Below are 26,350 nucleotides of genomic sequence, written 5' to 3' on the forward strand. Positions count from 1 at the left end.
ATTCCTCCGTGGTCCGCCTCAGCGCCGACATTAGCGCTTCACGGATTTCGTGACGTCTAGATCGACACCGCGTCGCGCATTCGGGCCATTACTTGTCCAATGAGCGACTAAATCAGCTTGTTTTTCGCGACTAAATCATCGTTCTTGACACAAGGGACTCAATCCAATGTCGAAGAAACTTCCTGACGCCGTTCAACCGGCGTTCTACTCACTGGCCGACGCTGCGTGGATTCTCGGCGTCGACCACGACCAAGTGCACCGCGCCATCCGAGTAGGCACGCTCCGCGCGGAACGTCGCCGCTCCCGGCTCGTCATCCCTGCTGCTGAGTTGCTGCGGGTGCTCGACGGCGGTGCGCGATGACCGATTACGACTACACGGAGATGGCCGCTCAGCTTGACCGGTACGCCGATGTGCCGGACGAGGTGCTGAACGACGTGGTGTCCAGGGACGGTCTGTGTTTCTGGGCGTTCGACCGGGCGGACATGCCACGACTGTCCGGAGATGACCCGCCGGACCGGGAGCTTGCGTTCCGATTGTGCGCGAGGTGTCCGGTGATCGACGAGTGCCGGGAGCTGGAGTTACGGACAGCCGGGCCGGACACGGTCGGGGTGTGGGGTGCGTTGCCGGACACCGATCGGCGTGCGCTGTATCCGGTGTGGCTGGCCCGCCGCGAGGGTGGTGAGGCGCGATGACGCTGAACCTCACGGCAACACAGATCGTGGTCGGGGCCGGGGTGCTACTGGTGCTCTTCGGCGCGTGGCGATACAGCGCACGGAAGGCGCGCCGGGCGGCCGAGGCGGCACAGGCGGGTGCCCGGGTGGTGTCGCTGGCCGGGCGGGTGCTGTTCACGGGTGCGGCGTTCACGGGCGTTCAGTGGCTCGTGATCACCCATCCCGGGAATCCGCTGCTGCTTCTGGTGGTTCTCGGACTGCCGAACCTGATCGCGGCCTATGTCCTGACGCGGGTCCTGACGGTTACGTCGCTGGACACCACCACGCGCCGGGGTGGTGGTCGCCGATGACCACGACCAAGGAAGGCCGTATGAGGCTGGCGGCCGTCCCGGAGCTTTCTACGCGGACGGTTCCGGGCCGGGCACGGCGGTTGGCCGAGGATGCCGCGGAGGCGGCCGAGGTCCGGCGCTGGCAGACGCACCCGGACGTGGTGGCGTTGCGGGTCGAGCGGGTCCGTACGCAGGTGGATCGGTTGTGCTGGGCCGGGATTGTCCTCGGCTTGGCGTTCACCACAGCCAATGTGCAGTGGTTCGCCGCTGCCGGTGCCGCGTTCGGGTCGCTGCCGTGGCTCACGGCCTGGCTGCTCGATCCGACCGTGTGTCTGGTCCTGCTCGCAATCCTGCGGGCGGAGCAGGTGACCGCGCGGTACCAGGTCCACACGGACCGGTGGGTGCGGGCGGCAAAGTGGCTCACGCTGGCCGCGACGTACGTCATGAACACCTGGTCATCGTGGGCAGCAGGTATGCCGGCCGGAGTGGTTCTGCATTCGGTGCCACCGCTGGTTGTGTTCGTCGCGGCCGAGGCGGTCACCGATCTTCGGGACAAGCTCACCGACGCGGTCCAGGTGGCGTTCACGAACGCCATCGACAAGGCGAGGGTTCACGAACAGAGCGCACCGGTTCATGAACCGGACCCGTCGCCACCGGCGGCGCCTCGCCCGGTGGCTCGGGGTGATGAACGGTCGGTGCGGCGGAAGCTATTCGCGGACTACCTCACCGAAGCCCGGGACGCCTGGAATCCCGGGGTGCAGATCACCCCGGCGTGGGTGCGGGAGACGACCGGGTGTTCCCGGGGCCTGTCCTCCCGGCTCGCGGCTGACCTGACGGCCGAGGTCGGGACGGGGGTGCGCGATGACGCCTGACCAGAACCCGGAGGAACACGACAGTGCGGCACTGGCGCGCACCGGTGCCCGCGAAGTCGAACACGTCGGGCCGGTCCTCGACGGCGAGTTGATCGACGACACCTTGCCCCAACCGCGACCCCGGACGGCGGCCCGACCGGTCGCCGAACGGCAGCGCTGGTCGCAGGCGGTGTCACGGGTGTGGCGGTCCGGGCCGATGGTCCGGGCACGGTCGATCGCGGCCTACCGGGCGCGCAAGGCACCGGCGGACGTGGTGCGGCTGATGTGGTTCGTGCTACGCGGGAATGGGCGATGGCTGATGAAGTTCTGGAGCTGGGCCACCTACGCCGATCTTCGCGCGGACGCCCGCCGCGCCCGGCTGGCCGGGGACGCCGAGGCACGCCGGGCCGCACAGGAGTTGATCCGGTCGGATGCCACGGCACGGTGGGCCAAACTCGGGATCGCGCTCCGCCGGATGGTGATCACGGTGCGGGTCGCCGCACCGGTCGCGGCGCTGCTGTGGCTGGTGGACTCGGTGATGGACCGGGCGGACATGTGGCCCTGGCTGGCCGATGTCTACACGGGACTGGACGCCGTGTGGTCGGCGCTGACGGTGGCGGTGCCGCTGATGCTGGTCATGCTGCCGGTGGCGTGGGCGGTCGCGGCGGCGTTCGAGGGACGTGACCGAACCCCGGGCGCGGGCTGGTTGGTCCGGCCCAACCGCGACGACGCCGATTCCTGGATCGACGAACGGATGATCTCGAAAGCGTTGGCGCACCTGGGAATCACCCCGCTCGACAAGTTCTACCGGGATGGCGGTGAGCTGATGTACACCGTGGCGGCCCGCAAGGACGGTGACGGCACGTTCGCTCAGGTCCGTCTGCCGATGGGTGTCACGGCGGACATGGTGGCCGCGCGCCGGTCCAAACTGGCCGCGAACCTCGGGCGTGCGTCGCTGGAAACGTGGCCTACCAAGGGAGATGAGGACGGAGTCCTTGACCTGTGGATCGCCGACAAGGGGGTGCTCCGCGGCGGGGCCGGCGCCTGGCCTCTGGTCCACGAGGGACAGGTCGACGTGTTCGACGGCGTCCCGTTCGGACTGTCGCAACGCGGCCTGGTGATCAACGCGCCGTTGATCGGGGTCAACTGGTTGATCGGTGGCCGCCCCGGGCAAGGGAAGTCGGCCGCGTTGCGGACGTTGCTGCTCGGCGCGGCGCTCGACCCGACGGCGGAGTTGTGGGTGTTCGTGATGGGCGAGTCACCCGACTTCGAGCCGTTCGAACCGCGCTTGTCCCGCTACCGGATGGGGATGGATGACAGCGTGGCCGAGGCGGCGACGCAAGCCCTGGCTGACCTTCTGACCGAAATGGAGCGACGGGGCAAGGTCCTCGGGGAACAGCCGGGCCGTCCGCCGAAGGTCTCGCGCAAGCTCGCCGACAAGCGCGGGCTCGGCCTGCACCCCCTCGTATGTGGGATCGACGAGTGTCACGAACTGTTCCAGCACCCCAAGTTCGGCAAGAAAGCCGCCGAGCTGGCCGTCCGGCTGATCAAGCGAGGACGCAAGTACGGGATCGTGCTGCTGCTGGCCACTCAGTCGCCGACGAAGGACAGCATCCCGAGGGAGGTCACCCGCAACGTGGCGTGCGGGGTCGCGTTCTCCGTGGCCGACCAGGTCGCCAACGACGGCCTGCTCGGGTCGGGCAAGTACGCGGCCGGTATCCGCGCGACCGAGCTGCGGATCAACACCGACCGGGGAACCTGTGTCGCGGTCGGCATCACGGACGAGACGTTCGAGTTGGTGCGGGGGTTTTACGTGCCGTTCGAGGACGGGGCCGACGACGTCACGCCCGTGATCGCGCGTGCCGTCGCGCTGATCGAGGACGCGGGCCGGGCGGTCGAATCCAGCGCGCTACCGGAGATCGAGGCGGCACCGGTGGCGGACCACCTCACCGATATCGACGCGGTAATGGACGGGGAGCGTCGCGTCCGGACACAAGTGATCCTCACGCGGCTGGCACAGCAGGTCCCCGGTGAGTACGAGGGGTGGACCTTCCGCGACCTCACGGCCGCGCTCTCCGCGCACGGGATCGCACCGGTCAAATCCGACGGGAACAAGGTGGTCCGGGCCGAAGACGTCGCCGCCGCGCTTGCCAACCGCGAGCGGGACCGCAGGGAGCCGGACAGGGACCCAGCAGGGAGCCAGGGAGTTCTCCCTGGCAAGTCTCTGAACCAAAATCCCTGCGTTGACCAGGGACAACCTGGCTCAGGGACCCCAGGAGCCCGCCGCCGGCCAACTCTGGAATCGGGTCGGAAACGGGATTCCACCGGGGACGCGCCCGGGTCCCTCCCTCACGACCAGGACGACGGGCACCGGGGGCGCGATGACTAGGAGGCCCGGCCACCCAACACCCACCGACAACGACGCCGCACGACACCGCAAGCGAGGAATCGATGAAGACGCCCGTATCGATCACGACAGCACCACCACGGTTGAACCCACGCCCGAGACGATGGACCCTGAACCGGCCGCGCGGGAGACCTACGCCGAGCAACAGGCGCGGCTCAATGCCGAAGCTGTCGACCGGTGGGCCGTGATAGTCGTGGACTGGCCACCGATGACTGAGGAGCAGATCCGTGCCCTCGCGGTGATCCTCAACCGCATCGACGCTCGTCAGAACCAGCAACTGACCCAGCAGCGACCGAACGGCTGACCGCGACACGACAACGGTGGCTCACGTGTCTCCTCCTGTTGGAGGTAAGTGAGCCACCGTTCGTGTACTACCAGTTCTAATGGGCGCCCCCGAACGGGTGGATCTTCGGCGGCTTGCTCCGCCTCCTACCTGCGGTTTCAAGCCTCGCGAGTTCTTCGCACTTCTCGCCGCTGCCCGTCCTCAGACGGCCTAGAGACGGCCTGCGCGGGTCTCGACCACTCCTCGCCCATCGTCCCGATAAGCAGCCATCCTCAGCGGCGGCCGTTGGACGATCCGGCGCTCGGGTCGGTGGGGTTGGTGAACAGACGTCGAGCAGTCGAGCTGGGCGTCGTCACGATCAAGCTTCGGGATGGTGGCTTACCGCCGTCTGGCGTAACGCGGCATGGGCTCACTGCGACCCGAGATGTACGAATCATTGATGAGGGAGGGTTCGACGTTGGCTGAACGGCTAGGACGGCACGTCGGCGGGTGGCGCTGCGCAGCCCTACCGGGCTCGGGCGTGGTCGCCAACGTGAGCTGCTGCGCAAGGCGCCCGGCGCGCCGCCCGGCGGCGCGCCCTTGATCCCATAGAGCCAAGTTCGGTAGCAAAGATCGACAGAAAGGCAGTGTTATCAAGATCACAGTCGTTCGTTACGATGCCTGGTAACCGCACTTCATGGCCAGACGGCAGGCAAACTCGGAAAGTTGATCAAATGACAATAGAAATGCTTACCTACCAGTACGTGGCGCCTGGAAACGATGTCTTGCAAGCGACACTCCGTGAACACGATGAGAGCACGGACGAGTTCCTGTTCGAGCATTTTCGCCTCTTGGTCCAGAAGTCGGAATCTGGGAGTACTCCATGCGGGTCCTTCCGCGAGCAGGAAGCGAAGGATTTATTCATAAAGCTAGAGAAGGGCGATAACGAAGAATTTCTCGGCGCTGCGACTACTTTCACCGAACGTCTCGTGTCAGAGATGGACCTGCGCGCGTCCGCTGGCTTGTTGGTGTTTGCCCGCTTCGTTGACGAAGGCCCCACGTCGACCGCAGTGCTGAAACTTGACGTGGTAAGTGCGCACGCTGGCGTGCTGCGGCAGATCGCCGATGGATCGCAAAGCCTCGAAGCTGTGCGCGATGTATTAGACTCACCTGGGAAGCTTCAAAAGGGCCTCGTAACACCGGACATTCGCGAAGATAGCGAGATCTTCGTTAGCGACCGTTTAACGAAAGCTTCAGAATACTTTTTGCGCGCGTTCGGCGTGATTATTGACGCTCGCCCGGTTGAGGCAGTGTTGGCCGTTGTTCAGGTGGTCGCCCAAGAAGTTCCCGACGCGACTGTCAAGGTTATATCAGTCTTGCCAAAGATCGAAAGTGGTCCACTAGATGAGACTCTAGATTCTCTAGTAGAAAAAGTTCCGGAGCTCGCACCTAAAAGGCAAGCCATAGAAGATTCACTGCGAGAGCAGCAGCGACCTGTTCGACGAATCGACACATCAGCCGGATTCAAAGCAAAAATTATAGCTGGCGCGATTAGCATCACGGGGCCTGCGGCGATTGTGGACAAGTCGGTTACATGGTCTCCCAATATGTCCCAGGGGTGGAAAGTCGAGATTGCGTCCACTGGGGAGCCCAAGAAGACCTACAACAAGTGACAGTCACGGAATCACCAAGCCTGCTGTTCGATCAGACAATCACAGCAGCGTCCTCAATTGCGAAATCTGGATCACAAAGCTCAACGACTAGCGAACTTAACTCAGTCCGATTCGAGGCTGATATACCAGTTGAGCTTGTCAATGTCGATGACCTCGAAAATATAGGCAAGGATGAAAACGAAGTAACTCTTGAAATTCGCCAGGACCAAACGGTAATTGCGCGAATTGTCTTTTCCGGCAGTACGACCAACATATTTCCGGAGGAAGACCTCCAGGACGCGGTATCGCGGGGACGAGAGGAGGTCATCTCTCAGGCGATTTCCAACGGCGACGCGGTCGAACTTGTCGAAGAGTGCCTTGATATGAAGGCACATCTATCAATTTCGCTTCGCAATGACCCGTCTAAGACCGGGTTTCACTACATCGAACAAATAGAATATCTCATCGAGAAATTGAGTGTGACTGGATGGCATAAATTCGTAAGCACAATCTTCCAGTCAGCTGGCGTACTCATTGTGAGCGATCTTGGTGATACCGTAATCCGTTTGCCTGAACTGGAGATCCGCGGCGCACCTGACACGCCGGGCAGGCTAAGAGATCTCACCGAATTACCAGTCAGCAAAGATGGCGACGTCGACCTTCCTTCACCTTCATGGATATCTCCAATTTCCGTGCAGCTAATTGACGATTCTACACCAGAGTCAGTTGAGCGACTTGTCAAAATACTAACAGGCACCTCTTGCTGCCTTGCTTACGCGGCTCTCGCCGATCGAGTTGACTCGCAAGCTGACGGTTTGTCGATTACATTTTCAGGTTCGCACATTGTATCGATAGCCGACCTGGTTCCAGAAGCGCACTCCAACGCTACAGCAGAGATGCTGCTCTTTGACTGGGCCTATTCAATTGGAGATACGGCCAAGCGTGAGGCGATCCAGCAAGCGGCGTCTTGGACGTTGGCTGAAGATGGAAGCCTCAGGGGTGCCGCAACACCAATCTATCGGACGGCTCGATCTCTTTACGATCTTTCGCAGCGGGGCGCCATAGCGGAAGCTCTCGCAACACGCCGGACAGCGCGCAGTTCAGCGATAGGCATTGCCTTGGACTCAGCGAAGCTTGCCCGCGAGATTGTCACGAAATCCGTCGAACGGACCGTTATACAGATTGGGGCGGCCGTTGGCATAGTAATCGCGAACGCGAAAGATCTCCTGAGTAATTCTGCTACAGCAGCACTACTATTCATACTAACACTCTTGATGTTTTTGTCATGGCTGGTCTCATATCGCCTTGAGCTAGCATCGGCCTCCGGCGCAATCGAATCTGTTTCTATTGATCTCCAAGAGTATCGAGACAGTCTCTCCGAAGACGACATAGCAGCTATTCGAAACATGCACACCCTTGCGCAAGCCAAGATGCGAATCAAGAGCGCCAAGCGCACGGTCGCATTCCTGTCGGTAATCTTCGCTGCGGCATTTATGCTCACGAGTTTTTACTATGCGACTGGGCGCGTTCTTTTTGTTGGTCCACCAATAACCCCGCCGGTTCCAGCGTCGACGACAAAGGTGATGCCTGCCAGCACGAACGGCCTGCCCAGTAGTTCGATGCAAGCGCCAAATCGGGGCAGCAGCGTCACTGGACCCGCCACGATAATTGGAAGGCCTTAACGCTCCATATTGCCGTTGCAAACCCCAAATCTGGCCTTGTCCTACCGCTGAGGTTGCCTTCCGGTGGCGCTCTACGGGGCAGGCCTCGGCAGGCTCGGCCCGCGATCGTAGTCGGATCGATTCATGGACGAGTACTGGTGGCGGCTACAACAGTGTTGGCTCACTGCTCTTGTCAGGGTCGTGAGCCACCGTTTCGCCATCTCCGGCCGCTCAGGACGCGGTCGGCCGTGCCGCCGGCCCGGGCTGGTAGGGCTCGACGCGGACGCGTTTGGGGTTGAACGTGCGGAACCCGGTCCGGTCCGAGGGGTCGACGTAGAGGGTGTCCCGGCCTAGCGCGTCGGTGAGCATGGCGCGTTGCTCGCCGATGTCGGCCGCGTCCCACTTCTCTGCCGCTTCTTCGCGGCTCATCGCTTCGGTGGGGCCTTCCGGGTTCCCGCCGGTCAACTCCTCCCGCACGGCCTCCAACCTCGCCAGATCAGCGACCAGCGGCTCATTCGCGCGGTCGAACGCCTTGTCCGACATCTTCCGTGCGCCCCACTTCGCGGCGATCGCCTCCTGCCGCTGCTCACATTCGGCGATCTCCCGATCAACCTCGGCCAGCCGATCGGAGATCCGCGCCCGTGCGGCCTTGATCGCCGCCGCGTGCGTCTTGTCCGACATCCGGGCGAGCACCATTCCCCGGATCTCCCGATCCACCAACCGGACATCGGCCGCGACCCTCCCGCACCCACCACGCGCTTTCGTGCACGCATACTGCCGCCGACGCTCCCCGTCCGGATACTCCCCGACGTGCGGACGACCGGACAGCTTCTTGCCACACCGAGGGCACGTCGCGATCCCCGACCCGACGTACCGCAGCCCCGGCTGCCGCCCGCGCGTGCGCCCGGCATACAGCGCCCGCAGCCGCTCAAACTCGACCGGGTCCACAACCGGCTCACCCGGCATCGTCCCCACGATCTCGCCCTCGTGCTCGATCAACCCCGCGTTGCGTGGCCGCAACAACAGGTCCCGGACCTTCGTCGGGCTGAACAACCCGCCGGTGACCGTACGCAGCCCGGCCGCGTTCCACTCCTCGCTCAACTTGACCTGTGTCACCCCGGCCAGAACCGCACTGGTCCCGGCGCGCAACGCAACCCGCTCCCGCTCCACCAACGCCGCCGACACCGGTTCCCGCGTGTCATTGCCGTCCGCGTCCATGGCCTCGTCCTTCGGGACGGTCCGGTCCAATCCGGGGAACCCGAACGATCGGCCCTGAAGGTGCGGGACACCCTTGCGGCGCAGCACATCGAACCGCCGGGAAATCCGCTGCGACGCCTCATCGGAGTTGCGCTGGTTGTGCGCTACCTCCTGCCGCAACTGGTACCGGTCGTTGTAGTCCGACAGGTCATACCGGCCGTGCGAGGACGCGACAGTGAACGAGTCGAACCCCTCTATCAGCTTGAACATGTCCTCCAGGTCCGGCGACTGCCGCCACCCCCGGTCCGTGTTCCACAACACCACGCCATCACACGCCCGCGCGGCCACGCGCTTCATAACCCGTACCCACCCCGGACGGTGCACCCTCGGATTCCACGCCGACAGCTTCGGGTCAGAGATCTCCTCACCCAGCACACCGCCCAACCGCTCGATCACGTCGCGGTTGTCGGCGTGCTGAGTCTCGCACTTCTCCAGCTTCCCTTTCTGATTCCGGGACAGCCGCGCGTACGAGTCCAAGACCGGCTGCCGACCGCCCTGACCTGCGCTAACCTGGTGTGAGTGAGCCATACCAGCCACGGTAGGTCGTCAAGTGACGGTTCGCTAGAGCCGTCCGGAACACTCACGAGCTTTACCCCTGGGTGACGGTGTTGAGCCCGGACACCTTCCAGGCCGCGCCCTGCTTGACCATGGTCAGCCGCGCCGGGATCTGGCGCTGCTGCTCGCCGCCCTGCTGCTGGCTGTTGACGATGCCGCCGAGCAGCACCTCCGCCTTGGTGCCGTCGGCGCTCAGCGACGAGAGCGCGGCGACGGACTGCGGATCGAGCGAAGCCTTGGCCCCGCTCTGTTTCATGCTGTCGACGGTGTGCGCGCGGGTCTGGCGGAACTGCGTGAGCAGCGGGTCGGCGGCGACGGATTCGTAGCTGTCGAACAGGGCGTCGGCGTTCTTCGCATCGACCGTGAGCAGGATCGCGGCGGCCTTGTGCGCCGCCGTGAGCACCTGGTCGCGGGTGCCGGCCGGGGTGCCTGGCAGGCCGCTCGCCGGGTCGGCGGCCGCCTTGGGCGAGACCTCGATCTGGGACAGCTGCCAACGCCCGCCCACCGGCTTCGCGGTGAGCAGCATGATCGCGGTGGCGGAGTTCTTCTGCCCGTTCTGCCCGCTGCTCTGCTGCCCGGCGATCACCAGCACCTTCGCGCTGGAGCGGGTCAGGTCGAGCACGCCGGAGTCGAGCACCTTCGTCTGCGTCTGCACCGGGGTGGTCTTGACCTGCGCGAACGTCTGGTCGAAGGCCGTGCGGGCCGCGTCGGTGAGGTACTGCTGCTCGTTCTGCGCCACGGCGGCGGCCTGGGTGGAGTCGTAGCTGAAGACCGTCTCGACGGCCTTCTTCACCCCGTCCGCGGCAGCGGTGGTCGCCGCGGTGTCGACGTACGCGAGGTTCGCCGGGGCCGGCGGCGGCGCGAGGGTGTTCGCGGACCCGTTCGCGGGGCCGCTGCAGCCCGCGAGAGCGAGGGCCGCCGCCAGCGTCGCGACGGCCTTGGCCGGTCGGGGGTTCGGGTGCGGCCGGGGACAACGGCCGTCGGTCGGCTGGGTCATGACTGGTGGGGCTCCGGTCGTCGGCGTCAGGTCGGGGCGGGCTCGGCCGTGCCGGTCACAGCAGGCCGGTCAGAGCAGGCCGGCCTCCCGGGCGCGGGCGCCCGCCTGGAAACGCGACGTCGCGCCGAGCGCGGCCATCAGCTCCGCCACCCGTCGACGGTACGTGCGCAGCCCGACGCCCATCGTCCGGGCCGCCGTCTCGTCCGTGCAGCCGGAGGACAGCAGGTCCAGGATCTGCGGGGTGAACTGCCGCAGCTCGTCGAAGCGCACCTCGTACGTGGCCAGGTCGGTCGCGGAGCGCCACGCCACTTCGAACAGCGAGCGGATGCCGTTGACCAGGTCCGGCCGGCTCAGCACGGTGTAGCTCCGCCCGTCCGGCGTCACCTCCGCCGCGAGGATCGCGATGCGCTGGTCGAGCAGGATCGTCTCGTTGATCTCGCGCTCGGTGACGCGCACCTGCGCGCCCAGCGCGGTGATCTCGCGCAGGTGGGCCGCGCTGGCGGGGTCGAGCAGCACCCGTGGCAGGTAGACCTTGCGCACCTTGCGGCCGCGCACGTTCTCGGCCCGCATCGTGGTCGGCCGGGTGGCCGACCAGGTGTGCATGTCGTTCGCGGCGCACGCGATCTCGGTCGCGGCGGCGAACAGGTGCCCGGTGCGCTCGAACAGGTCCCGCTCCCCGCGCACCGTCACGACGTCCTCGACCTTGGTCACGTCCTCCAGTGTCCGCCACCAGGCCGCCGCGGTGCCACTCCGCCGGGTCATCGGGCTGGCAGCTTGCTGCCAAAACGGGCGGCGCCGGGAGCGGCTCACAAGGCTGGAGGCATGACACAGACCGCACTTCCCGCCGCCGCGGCGGGCACCTGGCAGCTCGGCTCCCTGACCGTGAACCGGATCGGCTTCGGCGCCATGCGCCTGCCGATTTCGGGCGACGGCGAGCCACGGGACCGCGAGACCTCGATCGCCGTGCTCCGGCGGGCCGTCGAGCTCGGGGTGAACCACATCGACACCGCCGCGTTCTACTTCAGCCCGCTCCGCTCGTCCAACGAGCTGATCACCAGCGCCCTCGCCCCGTACGGCGAAGACCTCGTGCTCACCACCAAGGTCGGCCCGGGCCGCGACCCCTCCGGTGAGTGGCTGCCCTTCGCGCGGCCGGACCAGCTGCGCGGGCAGGTCGAGGAGAACCTGCGCCAGCTCGGCCGCGATCACATCGACGTCGTCAACCTGCGGATCGGCGGCGGCCTGGAGCGCGGCACCGGCCCGATCGCCGAGCACTTCGGCGCGCTCGCCGAGCTGCGGGAGGCCGGGATGATCCGTGAGCTGGGCATCTCCAACGTCGGCCCCGAGCACCTGGCCGAGGCGCGGGCGATCGCGCCGGTCGTCTGCGTGCAGAACCAGTACGGCCTCACCGCGCGTCGCGAGGACGACGAACTGCTGCAGCTCTGCGGCGCCCACGGCGTGGCGTTCGTGCCGTTTTTCGCCGTGGCCAGCGGGCAGAACGGCGTCGACGAGCAGGTGGCGAAGGTCGCCGAGCGGCACGGCGCCACGTCGGCGCAGGTCCGGCTCGCGTGGACGCTCGCACAGGGTGAGCACGTGCTCGCCATCCCCGGCACGGGCGACGTCGGGCATCTGGAACAGAACGTCGCCGCGGGCGCGCTGCGGCTGACGGAGGAGGACCTGACCGATCTCGATGCCCGCTGAAGATCCGTAACCAATGTCTCGATCGGGTGAACAGGGCCTGACACCAGGGCGAACATGTCGCCCACAGGTGTCACGAGCCTCACGACGGGGCTTCCAGGACTAGGCCGGAAGGCTACCGGGATGCTTACGATTCCCCTGTGACCACGCCTGTTGCCCTCTTGTTGGCCGTCGGCGCGCTCGTCGTCGGCGCGGTCGCCGGTTTCCTGGCGGCCCGGGCGCGCGCTCGCCGGGAGGCGGCCCAGCCGACCGGGCCGACCGTCGCCGAGCTGATCGAGCGCCTCATCCGCTCGTCCAACAGCGGCATCCTGGTGCTGAACCGCTTCGGCGACATGGTGCTGCACAACCCGCGTGCCTACGAGCTGGGCCTGGTCTGCGTGAACCAGCCCGACCCGCGGGCGCGCAAGGCCGCCGAGCAGGTGGTCGAGACCGACGAGCCGATGGAGGTCGACCTCTCGCCGCTGGAGAACCGCGGCCGCCGCCAGCCGGAGGCCGTGCTCGGCGAGGTCCGGCCGCTGGGCGACGGGTTCACCGTGGTGGAGGCCGTCGACCACTCCGAGGCCATCCGGCTGGAGGCCGTGCGGCGTGACTTCGTCGCCAACGTCAGCCACGAGCTCAAGACCCCGGTCGGCGCGATCGCGCTGCTCACCGAGGCCGTGCTCGACGCCGCCGAGGACGTCGAGGAGGTCCGCCGCTTCGGCAGCAAGATCCTGCGCGAGTCGACCCGGCTCGGCCAGCTCGTCACCGAGCTGATCGCCCTTTCGCGGCTCCAAGGCGCGGAGCGGCTCCCGGACCTCAACGTCGTCGAGGTGGACGCGGTGGTCCGGGAGGCGCTCGGCCGGACCACGCTGTCGGCCGAGTCCGCGGAGATCACCATCACCACCGACGCCGCCAGCGGCCTGCTCTTCGAGGGCGACCGCACACTGCTGGTCACGGCGCTGTCGAACCTGCTGGAGAACGCCGTCGCGTACTCGCAGGCGGGCAGCCCCGTGTCCATCTCCCGGCGTCTCGCCGACGGGATGGTCGAGATCGCCGTGACCGACCGCGGCATCGGCATCGCCGAGGACGAGCAGCAGCGCGTCTTCGAGCGGTTCTACCGCGCGGACAAGGCGCGCTCCCGCGCCACCGGCGGCACCGGCCTGGGCCTGGCGATCGTGAAGCACGTCGCGGCCAACCACGGCGGCTCGGTCGGGCTGTGGAGCCGGCAGGGCACCGGGTCGACGTTCACCCTGCGCATCCCCGCGCACGTCCGCCCCGAGCCCGAAGGCGAGCCGCAGCGCAGCGCCACGGGCAAGCAGATCCCGTCGGCCGCGCCCGCGCGGCCGGACAAGACCCCCGAGCGGACACCCCGGCTCGTGGCAACCGGGCAGGAAGTCTCCGGCCCAAACCCAGGAGGAAACCTGTGACGAGGGTTCTCATTGTCGAGGACGAAGAGTCCTTCGCCGACCCGCTCGCCTTCCTGTTGCGCAAGGAGGGCTTCACCGCCGCCGTCGCCGGTACCGGCCAGCAGGCGCTGGAGGAGTTCGACCGCAACGGCGCCGACATCGTCCTGCTCGACCTGATGCTCCCCGGGATGAGCGGCACCGACGTCTGCAAGCAGCTGCGCCAGCGCTCCGCGGTCCCGGTGATCATGGTGACCGCCCGCGACAGCGAGATCGACAAGGTCGTGGGCCTGGAGCTCGGCGCCGACGACTACGTGACCAAGCCGTACTCGGCCCGCGAGCTGATCGCCCGCGTCCGCGCGGTCCTGCGCCGCGGCGGCGAGCCCGGCGCCGAGGGCGAGCTGGCTCCGCTGGTCCTCTCGGCCGGCCCGGTCCGGATGGACGTCGAGCGTCACGTGGTGACCGTGGACGGCGGCGAGGTTTCCTTGCCGCTCAAGGAGTTCGACCTGCTGGAGTACCTGCTGCGCAACGTCGGCCGGGTGCTCACCCGCGGTCAGCTGATCGACCGGGTGTGGGGCGCGGACTACGTCGGTGACACGAAGACCCTGGACGTGCACGTGAAGCGCCTGCGCTCGAAGATCGAGCCGGACCCGGGCTCGCCCCGGCACCTGGTGACCGTCCGCGGCCTCGGCTACAAGTTCGAGACCTGAGCAACCGGCTCGTGAGTGCTCCGGACGGTGAGAACCGTCCGGAGCGCTCACGAGCTTTTTCACGCACCGCGTCAGGTCAGGCACGCAGAGTCGATCCCTGAACGAGTGGTGTTGGTTACAGTTTCGAGACCTGGCTGTGGGACCGGTACGCTGGATCCTCGTGCGCCTAGGGGTACTCGACGTCGGTTCCAACACCGTCCATCTGCTCGTGGTCGACGCCCACCGTGGCGCCCACCCGACCCCGATGCATTCCGAAAAGGCCGTGCTGCGGCTGGCCGAGCAGATCACGCGTTCCGGGGACCTCGGCCGGACCGGCTCCGACGAGCTGGTCCGGGCCGTCGAATCGGCCAAGGGCGCGGCCCGGCGGCTGGGCTGCGAAGAGGTCATGGCCTTCGCGACCTCGGCGGTCCGCGAGGCGCGCAACTCCGCGAAAGTGCTGGCCAGGGTCGCGGACGAGACCGGCGTCGAGCTCAAAGTGCTCTCCGGCGTCGACGAGGCGCGGCTGACCTTCCTCGCCGTGCGGCGCTGGTTCGGCTGGTCGGCCGGGCAGCTGCTGGTGCTCGACATCGGCGGCGGCTCGCTGGAGGTCGCGATGGGCCGGGACGAGGAGCCGGTGCTCGCCGAATCCCTGCCGCTCGGCGCGGGCCGGACCACGCGCACCCGCTTCCAGCACGACCCGCCCACCCGCTCCGAGGTGGTGGCGACCTCGGCGTGGCTGGAAGAGCAGCTCTCCACGCTGGCCAGGAAGCTCGCCAAATGGGGTGAACCCGATCGGGTCGTGGCGACTTCGAAGACGTTCCGCTCGCTGGCCCGGCTGACCGGCGCCGCCCCCTCGGCGGCCGGGCCCCGGGTGCGCCGTACCCTCACGGACACCGCATTGCGCCAGCTCATCGCCTTCATCTCCCGGATGCCCTCGGCGGAACTGGCGCACCTCGAGGGCGTGAGCACGAGCCGATCGCACCAGCTCGTGGCCGGCGCGCTCGTGGCGCAGGCCGCCATGCGGGCACTTTCGCTCCAGGAACTCGAGATTTGCCCATGGGCGCTGCGAGAGGGTGTCATCCTGCGGCGGCTGGACCATTCCAACGGTGCGGACGACACTGGGCCCGCCCTCACCGGCGTTTCGGCGAACGGGGAGGACCGGTGACAGCAGCGGACTGGACTTCGTTGACGGACAACAGGCACGGTGAAGAGGTGACGGACATGCACAGCACGGTGGTCAGCGCGCGCGGCGCCGTCTGCGTCCAGTCGCAGGCACGTGTCACAGCCAACCCCGAGCGCGCTTTGGACAGCACGGTATGACGGACCAGACCGGCGGCGACCAGCCCCAGAAGACCGTGGCCGAACTGCTCGCCCAGCACGGGCAGCAGGTCGACGGCGGGCGACGGCGCAGGCGCCGGGCCGCGGACGACGACGAAGCCCCCGAGACGGGCACGGCCGGCCCCCGCCGCGCCGCGAACGTCACCGACACCGCACCCCAGGCGATCATCGACCGGGTGACCTCGGACGGGGGCACGCCGCCCCCGCCGTCGCGGACCGGCAGCCGCCGCCGTCCGGACGGCCCGCCGCCCTCGCCGCGAGCGGTCCCGCAGGAGTCGCAGCCACTGCCGCGGCCGTCGGCGCCGCCGCCCGGCCGCCCGGTGAACGGCCAGCAGGACTCCGGTTACGTGCGCCCCCCGGCGCCGCCGCAGGAGTCCGGCCAGTTCGCGCGCCCGCCCGCTCCGCCGCAGGAGTCGGGCCAGTTCGCCCGTCCGCCGGCGCTCCCGCAGGACTCCGGTTACGTGCGTCCCCCGGCGCCGCCGCAGGAGTCCGGCCAGTTCGCCCGTCCGCCCGCTCCGCCGCAGGAGTCGGGCCAGTTCGCGCGCCCGCCGGCGCCGCCGCAGGAGTCGGGCCAGTTCGCCCGGCCCCCGCAGGATTCCACGCAGCTTCCGGTGCCGCCGCGTGGCCGGGCGCCGCGCCAGCAGCCGCCGGGCCCGCCGCCCGCCGCACCGCCGCAGGCCCCGCCGCCGCTGCCCGCCGACGAGACCCGCGACGCCGTGCAGCCGGTCCGGCGCCGGCCCGGCCCGCCGCCCGCGCCGCCCACCAGCTCGCTGACCGCCCGGCTCGACGGCCTCGACGGCACCCCCGACGCCGACGTCCCCGAGCCGCCCGCCGGCCCGGGCGCGATGGCCAGCGGAGCCTTCCCGGCCGGCGCCCCCCAGCGTCCGCGCCGGGCTCCGGCCCGCCGTCCGGCCCCGAAGCAGGAGCCGCACACCGAGCAGTTCGACGCGGTGGCCGACCGGCTCGAGCCCGAGCCGCCCGCGGCCGCGCCGCCCCCGCCGCCGGGCCCCGGCCCGGCGCAGCAGCCCGCCGGACTGGCCGGCTGGCGCAAGCGCCGTCAGCAGGAGCAGCTGGAGGACACCGAGATCGGCGTCATGCCGGTCGTCCCCGGCGAGGCCGGCCCGGACGACGGCTACGCCGATGACGACTATGCCGACGACGATTACGCCGACGACGGCTACCAGGACGAAAACGACGGCTACCCGGCCGCGGACAACGGCTATCCCGCCGCCGACAAGGGTTACGCGCCCGAAGAGGACTACGACGCGGGCCCGCCGACCTCGGGCTACCCGCCGCCGATGCCGTTCGCGCCCGGCCACAAGGACGACCGTCATCCGCTCGACGACGACCTGTCCGAGTACGAGCGCGAGTTCGAGCAGCCGGCGTACGCCGACGGCCCGGACTTCGAGCGTGACGACTACGGCTACGACCAGCAGTCCGTCGAGTACGAGGACGACTACGACGACGAGGAAGACGTCGCCGAAGCGCCCGCCGAGGAGCCGGCCCCGGAAGGTTCGCCGGGCAAGCAGTGGCTGACGCTGGCCGGCCAGCTCGCGCTGGGCGTGGTCGGCGGGGCCGGGGTCTGGCTCGGCTTCAACTGGCTGTGGGTCAACCTCGCGCCGGCCGCCCTGGTCGGGGCGCTGCTGGTGATCGTGGCGCTGGTCTGGATCGTGCGGAAGATCCGTCGCGCGGAGGACCTGCAGACCACGGTGCTGGCGTTGCTGGTCGGGCTGGTGGTGACGGTGTCGCCGGCTGCGCTGCTGCTCGTCGCCCGGTAAGCCGCGGGTGAGCCGTCCCCTGGCGAAGGCCCCGGGGAACGGGAACGGTGCCGCCGGGGGAGTGCCGTCCCGGCGCACACGGCAGGATGGGCGGCGTGAGCGCAGCCGAGAAACCCGTGCCGGTGGGGTTGAGCACCGCCTCGGTGTGGCCGTTGCGGGCCGGGGCGGGCTTCGAGCTCGCGGCCGACCTCGGCTACGACGGCGTCGAGGTGATGGTGTGGGCCGACCCGATCAGCCAGGACGTCGCCGCGGTGCGGCGGTGGTCGCGCCGGACCGGCGTGCCCGTGCTGTCCGTGCACTCCCCGTCGTTGCTGATCACGCAACGGGTGTGGTCGCCGGACCCGGTGGTGCGGCTGCGCCGGTCCGTGGACGCCGCCGTGGAGCTCGGGGCGCGCACCGTGGTCGTGCACCCGCCGTTCCGGTGGCAGCGCCGCTACGGCGACGCGTTCGGCGACCTCGTGGACGAGCTGGAGGAGTCCAGCGGCATCGAGGTCGCGGTGGAGAACATGTTCAAGGTGCGCCCGCCCGGCGGCTCGAAGAACTCGCGGGTTTCGGCGTTCCGGCCCTCGATCGACCCGACCGACGTCGGCTTCCGGCACTACACACTTGATCTTTCCCACACCGCCGCCGCGGGCATGGACGCGCTCGAGCTCGCCGAGCGGATGGGCGACGGGCTCACCCACGTCCACCTCGCCGACGGCACCGGGCTGCCCAAGGACGAGCACCTGATCCCCGGCCACGGCGGGCAGCCGTGCGCGGAGCTGGTGGAGCGGCTGGTCAGCAACGGTTTCAGCGGTCAGATCGTGCTCGAGGTCAACACCCGGCACGCCACCGGTTCGGCCGAACGGGCCCGCGCGCTGGCCGAGGCGCTGCTCTTTGCCCGTCTGCACCTTGGACAGTGACCTGGCCGTCACCAAGATCGGCTGTCCGGGCGGACAACGGCCGAGAGCCTGCTCGACCAGGGTGCGAACACGTAAAGTGCCGACCGTGAACTCGTTGCGATCGTTGAACTTCGCCGCCGTCGGAACGCGCGGGCCGGGCCCCGCGCGCTGCCCCGCAGTGGCCGGTCGTCCGTGAGCGCGGCCGACGACACCACGACCGCGTTCGAGACCGCCACCGCGATCCGCTCGCTCGGCGACGGCACGTTCACCACGACGTTGCGCGCGGAATGGTCGATCGCGAGCCATCCCCACGGCGGTTTCCTCGTCGCCCTGCTGGCGAAGACCGCCACGGCCGTCCTGCACGAGCGGGACGAGGCCACGGCGGAACCGCTGGTGGTGAGCGCCGAATTCCTGCACGCGCCCGCGCTGGGGCCGGTGCTGCTGCGCACCGAGGTCCGCAAGGTCGGCCGCCGCGCGACGGTGGTCGCCGTCCGCCTGGAGCAGCGCGGCCGCAGCTGCGTGGAGGCGCGCGTGACCACCGGGCGGCTGCCGATGCGGCGCGCGGAGTGGTCGGATCTGCCGCAGATGCCGGCCGAACCGCCGTCCGGCGCGCTGCAGCTGACGGCGGAGACGTCCGAAGGCCGGTTCAACCTGTCCAAGAGCTGCGAGGTCCGGATCGACCCGGCGACGGCGGGCCACCTCGCCGGGCGCGCGGGCGACCCACCGCGGATGCGGCTGTGGGCCCGGCCGCGCCAGGGCGTCGTGGACGTCTACTTCGCCCTGCTGGCCGGCGACCTCAACCCGCCGGTGGTCGCGAACCTCGGCCGGCTGGGCTGGGCGCCTACGGTCCAGCTCACCGCGCTGGTGCGCACGCGCCCGGCGCCGGGCTGGCTGCGGGTGGTCGTCGAATCCCGCTCGGTGAACGAGGCCTGGTTCGACTCCGACGCGACGGTCGTCGACGCGCAGGGCCGGCTCGTCGCCCAGACGCGCCAGCTGGCCCTCGCCCCGGCCCCGGGGCCCTGACGGCGGTTTGGCACGCTGGCGCCATGACTGTGATCGCGGTGCTGGGAGCCGGAAAGATCGGGGAGGCCCTGCTGTCGGGGCTGCTGCACGGCGGCCACGCGCCCGGGGACCTGCTCTTCATGGAGCGTTACCCGGCGCGGGCCGAGGAGCTGACCCAGCGGTACCCGGGGCTGCGGTCGGTCACCGTCGCCGACGCCGCCAAGCAGGCCGACGTGCTGGTGGTCGCCGTGAAGCCGCAGGACATCGACCCGGTGCTGGACGTGCTGGCGCCGCTGCTCGGGCCGTCGTCGCTGGTCGTCTCGCTGTGCGCGGGGCTGCCGACGTCGCTGTACGAGCGGCGCCTCGCCGAGGGTGTCCCGGTGGTCCGGGTCATGCCGAACACACCGATGCTGGTCGGCGAGGCGATGAGCGCGATCTCCGCGGGCCGGCACGCGACGGCCGAGCACCTGGCCGTGGTGAAGGAGCTGCTCGCGCACGTCGGCCAGGTCGTCGAGGTGCCCGAGGGCCAGCAGGACGCCGTCACGGCACTGTCCGGCTCCGGCCCCGCGTACTTCTTCTTCCTGGTCGAGGCCATGATCGACGCCGGCATCCTGCTCGGCCTGCCGCGGGCGCTGGCGGGCCAGCTGATCATCCAGTCGGCCGTCGGGGCGGCCAAGATGCTGGCCGAGTCGGACGAGCACCCGGCACTGCTGCGCGAGGCCGTCACCTCACCCGCCGGCACGACCATCAACGCCATCCGCGAACTGGAGAAACACGGCGTCCGCGCCGCCCTGCTCGACGCGATCGAAGCGGCCCGCGACCGGTCCCAGGAACTCGGCCGCGCTCACGACGAGCACTGACTCCGTCGGCTGGTCGAACTGGATTTACCGCAGCTATCGCCCGAATGCCCCAGCGGGGCTGCCTGAGACCGCCCTGGTGAGGGCCCATCCCGGTGACAGGCGTCGCACTGGTCCCACCTGTCCCGCTACTCTCGTGAAGAGCACGTGCGTGTCGATACCACAGGTGGGGAAGCCTCGTGGCGCGACACGTGTCGAAGGACGCGGTAAACATGTCGCCGAACAAGAAGGAGGATTTGCCCGCCGTAGGGCAGGTCCAGTTTTTGACCGTCGCCGAAGTGGCCACGCTGATGCGGGTCTCGAAGATGACCGTCTACCGCTTGGTGCACTCGGGTGAGCTGCCCGCCGTTCGCGTCGGGAAGTCGTTCCGGGTGCCCGAGAAGGCAGTGCACGAGTATCTGCAGGGCGCCTACTTCGACGTGGGCTGATCGGTCGCCGGGCACTGGCTGGCAGCTAGCTCAGCCATGCCCGCCGACCGGCCCGCGTCGGCACGCGGGTAACCTGGTAAACCGCTCGTGCCTGTGCGCTCCACCCGTTGGACGCTGCGCCGGGCAGCGTTACCGACGACGACCTAAGGAGCGCCCATGGGCTCTGTGATCAAGAAGCGCCGTAAGCGCATGTCCAAGAAGAAGCACCGCAAGCTTCTGCGCCGCACGCGAGTGCAGCGTCGTAAGGCCGGTAAGTGAGCCTTACGCTCCATTGACTGTCGTGGCCCGTCCAGCTTCTGGACGGGCCACGTCCATTTGGCGGGCCGTTTCCCCCGTTCGAGTGAGGCGCGGGCCGCATTCCTGGTCCACGGCGTTAATACCAGGTAAGACCTGGTCAGGGCACCCCTCATGGCCGGTAACATGGCCGGTGCGTCCGCGCGATGCTTTCAGTGAGTGCAGGTTCGCGCGCTCCGGGTGATCGCCCGCCCCCACGCTCCGCCCCGCCCCTCAGGGAGTCTCATGCCGTCGAACATCGTGCTCGTCACCGGGGTCGCCGGCGACCTGGGCGGAAAGCTGCTCGCCCGGCTCGGCAACAACCCCGGGTTCGAGCGGGTGATCGGCGTCGACACCGCCCCGCCGGCCAAATCGGTGCTGCAGCGCATGGGGCACGCCGAGTTCGTCCGCGCCGACATCCGGAACCCGCTGATCGCCAAGGTGATCAGCACCGCCGAGGTGGACACGGTCGTGCACGCCTCGTGCACCGCGCACCCGGCCGGCCCGAGCCGTCGCGCGGCGGTCAAGGAAGTCAACGTCATCGGCACCATGCGGCTGCTGGCCGCGTGCCAGCGCTCGCCGCTGGTGCGCAAGCTCGTGGTGAAGTCCAGCGCGGCCGTGTACGGCGCGGGGGCGCGCTCGCAGGCCGTCTTCTCCGAGGATTCGGAGCTGATCCCGGCTTCGTCCAGCGGTTACGCGAAGGATGCCGTGGAGATGGAGGGCTACGTGCGCGGCCTGGCCCGGCGCCGTCCCGACATCACGGTCACGCTCTGCCGGTTCGCCAACATCATCGGCCCCGAGGTGGACACCGTGCTCTCGCGCTACTTCGCGCTGCCGGTGATCCCCACCGTCTTCGGCTACGACGCGCGGCTGCAGCTGCTGCACGCGTCCGATGCGCTGACGGTGCTGGAGCAAGCAACGCTGGAGGACCATCCCGGCGTGTTCAACGTGGCGTCGGAGGGGGTGCTCACGTTGTCGCAGGCGATCCGCCGGGCGGGCCGGGTCGGGCTGCCCATGCCGAGCGCCGTGGTGCCGTCGGTGGGGAAGGTCCTGCGCGGGGCCCGCGTGGTCGACTTCTCCGCCGACCAGGTCCGGCTGCTGAACTTCGGCCGGGTGGTGGACACCAGGAAACTCAAGCAGGAGTTCGGTTACACGCCGCGCTGGACCACGCGTGAGGCGTTCGACGACTACGTCGCGGGCCGCGGCCTGCGCCCGGTGCTCGACGGCGGCAGGCTCGCCGGGCTGGCGGGCAGGGTGCTGGTGGCCGCCGCGACCGGGCAGGCGAGCCGATGAGCCGCGCGAGGGCCGAGAGTGAGGCGCACACCGTGAACGGTGCCCAGGCACAGGTGATCCCCCTGCACGGTCCCGGCCGGGAGAAGCCGGTGGCCGCCGAGCCCGAGGCTGCTCCGAAGGATGCTTCGGGCCAGGTGGACGCGCCCGTGGTGGCGTTCCCCTCGGCGCCTTCGACCGCCGCCGCGGCCGAGGAGTCGTTGCCGGAAGCCCTGCTGACGGCGTTGGACTTCCTGCGCCACCGGCTGACCGGCGACTACTCCGTGGACGAATTCGGCTTCGACGCGGAGCTGACCGACACCCTCGTGCTGCCGCCGCTGCGCGCGCTGTACGAGAAGTGGTTCCGCGTCGACACGCACGGCGTCGAGAACCTGCCGAAGACCGGCGGCGCGCTGCTGGTGTCGAACCACTCCGGCACGCTGCCGCTCGACGCGTTGATGACCGCCGTCGCCGTGCACGACGAGACGGGCGGGCGGCACCTGCGTGGCCTCGGCGCCGACCTGGTGTTCAAGCTGCCGCTGGTGGGCTCGTTCGCGCGCAAGGCGGGCCAGACGCTGGCCTGCAACGCCGACGCCGAGCGCCTGCTGACCGGCGGCGAGCTGGTGGGCGTCTGGCCGGAGGGCTTCAAGGGCGTCGGCAAGCCGTTCTCCGCGCGCTACAAGCTGCAGCGCTTCGGCCGCGGCGGCTTCGTGTCCGCGGCGATGCGCGCCGGCGTGCCGATCATCCCGGTGTCGGTCGTCGGCGCCGAGGAGACCTACCCGAAACTGGGCGACATCCGGCTGCTCGCGCGCCTGCTCGGGCTGCCGTACTTCCCGGTCACGCCGTTCTTCCCGCTGCTGGGCCCGCTGGGCGCCATCCCGCTGCCCACGAAGTGGAGCATCGAGTTCGGCGAGCCCATCCGCACCGACGAGTACGGCCCGGACGCCGTCGACGACCCGATGCTGGTCTTCACCGTCACCGACCAGGTGCGGGAGTCGATCCAGCAGACGTTGTACCGGCGGCTTTCCCGGCGCAAGAGCGTGTTCCGGGGCTGAGTAGAACTGCCTGCCGGGCACGTGCTGGACGATCCGATCGCGACGACGCCGAGTTGGCGCGGCTTCGCGCTGACGCTGACCCTGATTTCCTTGCTGGGCGTGATGTTCTCGCTGGGTCTCGGCTCCGTGTGCGTGATGGCGAGTGATGGGTGCTCCGGCGGCGACACCCGCTTCATCTGCACCGCGAGCGGTCAGAACACGGTGTTCTGGCTGCCCTTGAGCGGCTGGGCCACGGCGATCGTGGGCTCCTTGCCCATCGCGGGCTGGGCGTCACGGAGGGGCTGGGGGCCGTGGGCAGGCCTTTTCGCGGGCGCCCTGATCTACAGCGTCCCCGCGGTGGCCGCCTACTCCATCGCGGCCGGCTGACTCGGGCTCAGCGCCGCCGGTAAGCCATTCCCGCGGCGACCGCGCCGGCCAGTGCGCCCGCGCCCAGCACGGACGGGACGCCGATCTTCGCGGCCTTGCGCCCGGTGCGGAAGTCGCGGATTTCCCAGCCGCGGGCGCGGGCGACGTCGCGCAGGCCGCTGTCCGGGTTGACCGCCACGGCGGTGCCGACGACCGAGAGCATCGGGACGTCGTTCTGCGAGTCGGAGTAGGCCGTGCAGCGTTTGAGGTTCAGGCCCTCGCGTGAGGCGAGCGCGCGCACTGCGTGGGCCTTCGCGCGGCCGTGCAGCATGTCGCCCACCAGGCGGCCGGTGTAGACGCCGTCCTTGGACTCCGCGACGGTGCCGAGCGCGCCCGTCAGGCCGAGGCGGCGCGAGATGATCGCCGCCAGCTCGATCGGGGTGGCGGTGACGAGCCAGACGCGCTGGCCGGCGTCCATGTGCATCTGGGCCAGTGCGCGGGTGCCGGACCAGATCTTGTCCGCCATCAGCTCGTCGTAGATCTCCTCGCTGATCGTGGTCAGCTCCTCCACCGTGCGACCGGCCACAAAGGACAGTGCGCGCTCGCGGTGGGACTTGATGTCCTCCTTGTTCTCCCGCCCGCCGAGGCGGAACTTCACCTGCTGCCAGACGAAACCGGCCAGATCGGAGGAGGTGAAGAACTTGCGGGCGGCGAGGCCGCGCGCGAAGTAGAAGATCGAGGCGCCCATCATCATCGTGTTGTCCACGTCGAAGAACGCGGCCGCGGTGAGGTCCGGCGGGGCGGGCGGCACCGGCGGCACCGCGTTGGCCGTCGCGGTGGCAGCCTCGGCCGACGCCTCGCCCGCGATCGTGGCGAGCCGTTCCAGCTCCTGACTCTTATCCTTGCCACGCCAAGCTGACACGCACCGCCTCCACGTTCGCCGCACGTCCCGGCGGCCGGAAACGGCCGGGCCCTGCTGCACAGGGTAGCGACCGGGCGACTCACCCGGTCGAGGTGTGGCGAGGCCCTCGGTCAGGGGTTGACGCGCGGGCCTGCGAGAGATCCGCGAGGCGATGCTCCGGAAGCTCGACGGGCTGTCCGAGTACGACATCCGCCGTCCGCTGACCTCGACCGGGACCAACCTCCTCGGGCTGGTCAAGCACCTGTCGGTGTGGGAGTCCCGGTACTTCGGCGAGGTCTTCGGCCGACCGTTCCCCGAGCACGTTCCCCGGTGGGACGACCTCGAGCAGCGCGGTGCCGACATGTGGGCGGCCGAGCACGAAACACGCGAGGAGATCACCGGCCGCTACCGGCGTGTCTGGGAGCACTCCGACGCGACAATCGTCGCTCTCGCCGTCGACTCGCCCGGCTACGTGCCCTGGTGGCCACGTCCGGACGTGATGCTGTTCAACGTCCTGGTCCACCTGCTCACGGAGACCAACCGGCACGCCGGGCACGCGGACATCCTGCGCGAACAGCTGGACGCCGAGGTCGGGCCGGGCCCCGACCGGAGCGGGCGAGACGCAGCCTTCCGGGAGAACCGGCGTGCGGAAATCGAGCGGGTGGCCAAGGCAGCCGGCCCAGCCACCGCCTGCTGACCAGTCTCAAACGCTGCCGAACGTGGACCGGGCCGTTCAGCCGATCACGATCGGGGGCAGGCCCGGGAGCAACGGCGGGAACGAGAGCACCGGTGGGGGCGGCGAGGGCGGGGTCGGCAGGCGTGGGGCGGTTGGCGTCGGGATTGGTGGGGCGTACACCGGCGGTGGAGTGCCGCCACTCGGCGGCGGCGTGGGCGTCGGGGCGGTCGGGATGGCCAGGTCCGGTTGCCGAGGTGCCGAGGTGGTCGGTGGCACCGTCTCCGAAGACGGCGGCGGGGGCGAGGACGGGTCGGGGGACGGGGTGGCACCGATCCGCGACGGCTGTTGCTGGGTGCACGCGCCCTTGGCGGGCAGCAGGCCCAGCTCGTCGGAGCTGCCGGTGGTGATCTCGTAGCAGTCGAGCCGCGAAACGAGTGCCGTCGTGCGTTCCTGGATGCGGGTCAGCAACCCGCGCGCGCCGCTCAGGTCCAGGGCCGCGGCGGCCGGGACGCGCGACTCCTCGGCGGCCAGCAGGTTCGACTGATCGTGGGCCCACGCCTTCAGGCCCGTGAGCTGACCGTGGTCGCTGCCGCTCGTGGCGAGCGCGGTGAGCTGGGTGACGCCGGCGCGGACGTCGGTGCCGAAGTCGTCGAGCGCGGTGCGGTAGGCCGACGGGGAGGCGTCGGTCATCCGGCCCAGCTCGGCCACCCGGTCGGCCGCGAACTCCAGGTGCTTCTGGGCCTTGGCCTCGGCGCCGAAGGTGAAGGCGAGCGACGTCGCTTCGCCGGCCCGCTTGACGTCGTACAGCGTCTCGCCCGGCACGGCGTTCTTCGAAAGCAGCAGCGTCAGACCGACGAGGCCCAGCACCAGCGCGATGCCCGCGGCGGCGAGGTCGGCCATCCGCGGCCGCCACCGCCGGCGGACGACGGGCTCGCCGAGCCTGCCCTCGATTTCCGCGCGGATGCGCTCGCGTGTCGCCGGGTCGGGCCGGCCGGCCGGGCCCAGCTCGCGCAGCGCGGCGACCACGGCCAGCTCGTCCGCGAAGTCGTCATCCGGCTGCCCCGGCGGCGGATCGAGCGCGCGGTCGAACCGCTCGACCTCCACCCGCTCCCGCGAAAATCGCCCGGGCACGCCCACG

The 26,350-nt window shown here is 69.2% G+C and carries 27 protein-coding genes; 22 read left to right on the forward strand and 5 right to left on the reverse strand.

From position 1 onward, the window contains the following. Positions 1-166 precede the first annotated feature (166 nt). The 8 genes from BMY97_RS19705 to BMY97_RS46040 all read left to right on the forward strand — a co-directional run bounded on the left by BMY97_RS19705 (position 167) and on the right by BMY97_RS46040 (position 7,855). On the forward strand, positions 167-361 hold the full coding sequence (locus tag BMY97_RS19705; RefSeq protein ID WP_091618340.1) for a MerR family transcriptional regulator: 195 nt from the start codon (positions 167-169) through the stop codon (positions 359-361). Then, the gene (locus BMY97_RS19710; RefSeq protein ID WP_091618341.1) at positions 358-693 is read left to right on the forward strand and encodes a WhiB family transcriptional regulator; all 336 of its coding nucleotides are present in this window, start codon (positions 358-360) and stop codon (positions 691-693) included. The genes BMY97_RS19705 and BMY97_RS19710 overlap by 4 nt, the downstream gene beginning before the upstream one ends. After that, entirely contained in the window at positions 690-1,022 is a 333-nt protein-coding gene (locus BMY97_RS19715; protein WP_091618342.1) for a hypothetical protein, read from the forward strand. The genes BMY97_RS19710 and BMY97_RS19715 overlap by 4 nt, the downstream gene beginning before the upstream one ends. Before the next feature lie 20 nt (positions 1,023-1,042). Then, positions 1,043-1,873, forward strand: coding sequence for a hypothetical protein (locus BMY97_RS19720; RefSeq protein ID WP_091618343.1), 831 nt, complete (start codon positions 1,043-1,045; stop codon positions 1,871-1,873). A gap of 454 nt (positions 1,874-2,327) precedes the next feature. Continuing rightward, positions 2,328-4,241, forward strand: a complete 1,914-nt coding sequence (locus BMY97_RS19725; RefSeq protein ID WP_245787400.1) for an FtsK/SpoIIIE domain-containing protein — start codon at positions 2,328-2,330, stop codon at positions 4,239-4,241. Then, positions 4,234-4,563 carry a hypothetical protein gene (locus BMY97_RS46030; protein ID WP_143086235.1) on the forward strand — a complete coding sequence of 110 codons (330 nt, stop codon included), beginning with the start codon at positions 4,234-4,236 and terminating at the stop codon, positions 4,561-4,563. Before BMY97_RS19725 ends, BMY97_RS46030 begins: the two co-directional genes overlap by 8 nt. A 692-nt stretch (positions 4,564-5,255) precedes the next feature. Beyond that, complete coding sequence (locus BMY97_RS46035) at positions 5,256-6,194, forward strand: nucleoid-associated protein (RefSeq protein ID WP_143086236.1); 939 nt, start codon at positions 5,256-5,258, stop codon at positions 6,192-6,194. After that, a complete protein-coding gene (locus BMY97_RS46040) occupies positions 6,191-7,855 on the forward strand; it encodes a hypothetical protein (protein WP_143086237.1) in 1,665 nt (554 codons plus the stop codon). Before BMY97_RS46035 ends, BMY97_RS46040 begins: the two co-directional genes overlap by 4 nt. A 210-nt stretch (positions 7,856-8,065) precedes the next feature. Here BMY97_RS46040 and BMY97_RS19740 read toward each other — a convergent pair whose 3' ends face one another. The 3 genes from BMY97_RS19740 to BMY97_RS19750 all read right to left on the reverse strand — a co-directional run bounded on the left by BMY97_RS19740 (position 8,066) and on the right by BMY97_RS19750 (position 11,354). Continuing rightward, a complete protein-coding gene (locus BMY97_RS19740) occupies positions 8,066-9,619 on the reverse strand; it encodes a recombinase family protein (RefSeq protein ID WP_091618347.1) in 1,554 nt (517 codons plus the stop codon). A gap of 61 nt (positions 9,620-9,680) precedes the next feature. Beyond that, positions 9,681-10,643, reverse strand: coding sequence for a hypothetical protein (locus tag BMY97_RS19745; protein ID WP_091618348.1), 963 nt, complete (start codon positions 10,641-10,643; stop codon positions 9,681-9,683). A 69-nt stretch (positions 10,644-10,712) separates the two neighbouring features. Continuing rightward, positions 10,713-11,354, reverse strand: a complete 642-nt coding sequence (locus tag BMY97_RS19750) for a helix-turn-helix domain-containing protein (RefSeq protein WP_091618579.1) — start codon at positions 11,352-11,354, stop codon at positions 10,713-10,715. 111 nt (positions 11,355-11,465) lie between these two features. Here BMY97_RS19750 and BMY97_RS19755 point away from each other — a divergent pair, with 111 nt between their 5' ends. From BMY97_RS19755 to BMY97_RS19815, 13 genes are all read left to right on the forward strand, one after another. Continuing rightward, positions 11,466-12,341: an oxidoreductase gene (locus tag BMY97_RS19755; RefSeq protein ID WP_091618349.1), complete on the forward strand. Its 876-nt coding sequence runs from the start codon at positions 11,466-11,468 to the stop codon at positions 12,339-12,341. 137 nt (positions 12,342-12,478) lie between these two features. Continuing rightward, entirely contained in the window at positions 12,479-13,744 is a 1,266-nt protein-coding gene (locus BMY97_RS19760; protein ID WP_091618350.1) for a sensor histidine kinase, read from the forward strand. Beyond that, positions 13,741-14,430 carry a response regulator transcription factor gene (locus BMY97_RS19765; protein ID WP_091618351.1) on the forward strand — a complete coding sequence of 230 codons (690 nt, stop codon included), beginning with the start codon at positions 13,741-13,743 and terminating at the stop codon, positions 14,428-14,430. The genes BMY97_RS19760 and BMY97_RS19765 overlap by 4 nt, the downstream gene beginning before the upstream one ends. A 160-nt stretch (positions 14,431-14,590) precedes the next feature. Next, positions 14,591-15,574, forward strand: coding sequence for a Ppx/GppA family phosphatase (locus tag BMY97_RS19770; RefSeq protein WP_091618581.1), 984 nt, complete (start codon positions 14,591-14,593; stop codon positions 15,572-15,574). A 151-nt stretch (positions 15,575-15,725) separates the two neighbouring features. Continuing rightward, positions 15,726-17,525, forward strand: a complete 1,800-nt coding sequence (locus BMY97_RS19775) for a phage holin family protein (protein WP_091618352.1) — start codon at positions 15,726-15,728, stop codon at positions 17,523-17,525. An 86-nt stretch (positions 17,526-17,611) separates the two neighbouring features. Then, positions 17,612-18,427 (forward strand): sugar phosphate isomerase/epimerase family protein, encoded by an 816-nt coding sequence (locus BMY97_RS19780; protein WP_091618353.1) that lies wholly within the window; start codon positions 17,612-17,614, stop codon positions 18,425-18,427. A gap of 171 nt (positions 18,428-18,598) precedes the next feature. Next, positions 18,599-19,429 (forward strand): thioesterase family protein, encoded by an 831-nt coding sequence (locus BMY97_RS19785; RefSeq protein ID WP_091618354.1) that lies wholly within the window; start codon positions 18,599-18,601, stop codon positions 19,427-19,429. Between the two features lie 23 nt (positions 19,430-19,452). After that, on the forward strand, positions 19,453-20,268 hold the full coding sequence (proC, locus tag BMY97_RS19790; protein WP_091618355.1) for a pyrroline-5-carboxylate reductase: 816 nt from the start codon (positions 19,453-19,455) through the stop codon (positions 20,266-20,268). 209 nt (positions 20,269-20,477) lie between these two features. Beyond that, positions 20,478-20,693: a helix-turn-helix domain-containing protein gene (locus BMY97_RS19795; protein ID WP_037353555.1), complete on the forward strand. Its 216-nt coding sequence runs from the start codon at positions 20,478-20,480 to the stop codon at positions 20,691-20,693. Between the two features lie 156 nt (positions 20,694-20,849). Beyond that, entirely contained in the window at positions 20,850-20,951 is a 102-nt protein-coding gene (locus tag BMY97_RS19800; protein ID WP_007030867.1) for a 30S ribosomal protein bS22, read from the forward strand. 261 nt (positions 20,952-21,212) lie between these two features. Beyond that, positions 21,213-22,259, forward strand: a complete 1,047-nt coding sequence (locus BMY97_RS19805; RefSeq protein ID WP_091618356.1) for an NAD-dependent epimerase/dehydratase family protein — start codon at positions 21,213-21,215, stop codon at positions 22,257-22,259. After that, positions 22,256-23,290, forward strand: a complete 1,035-nt coding sequence (locus BMY97_RS19810; protein WP_091618357.1) for a lysophospholipid acyltransferase family protein — start codon at positions 22,256-22,258, stop codon at positions 23,288-23,290. Before BMY97_RS19805 ends, BMY97_RS19810 begins: the two co-directional genes overlap by 4 nt. A 21-nt stretch (positions 23,291-23,311) precedes the next feature. Beyond that, complete coding sequence (locus BMY97_RS19815; protein WP_091618358.1) at positions 23,312-23,656, forward strand: hypothetical protein; 345 nt, start codon at positions 23,312-23,314, stop codon at positions 23,654-23,656. Between the two features lie 7 nt (positions 23,657-23,663). On the opposite strand, the gene BMY97_RS19820 is transcribed toward BMY97_RS19815, so the two are convergent. After that, complete coding sequence (locus tag BMY97_RS19820) at positions 23,664-24,557, reverse strand: HAD family hydrolase (RefSeq protein ID WP_177231444.1); 894 nt, start codon at positions 24,555-24,557, stop codon at positions 23,664-23,666. Between the two features lie 130 nt (positions 24,558-24,687). On the opposite strand from BMY97_RS19820, the gene BMY97_RS19825 reads away from it, so the two are divergent. Further along, a complete protein-coding gene (locus tag BMY97_RS19825) occupies positions 24,688-25,233 on the forward strand; it encodes a DinB family protein (RefSeq protein WP_281246915.1) in 546 nt (181 codons plus the stop codon). A gap of 36 nt (positions 25,234-25,269) precedes the next feature. Here the strand turns inward: BMY97_RS19825 and BMY97_RS19830 are convergent, their stop codons facing one another. Then, a complete protein-coding gene (locus tag BMY97_RS19830; RefSeq protein WP_091618360.1) occupies positions 25,270-26,349 on the reverse strand; it encodes a DUF5667 domain-containing protein in 1,080 nt (359 codons plus the stop codon). Position 26,350: the final 1 nt, after the last annotated feature.

It is taken from the genome of Amycolatopsis saalfeldensis, assembly GCF_900110575.1.
Taxonomy (GTDB): Bacteria; Actinomycetota; Actinomycetes; order Mycobacteriales; family Pseudonocardiaceae; genus Amycolatopsis; species Amycolatopsis saalfeldensis.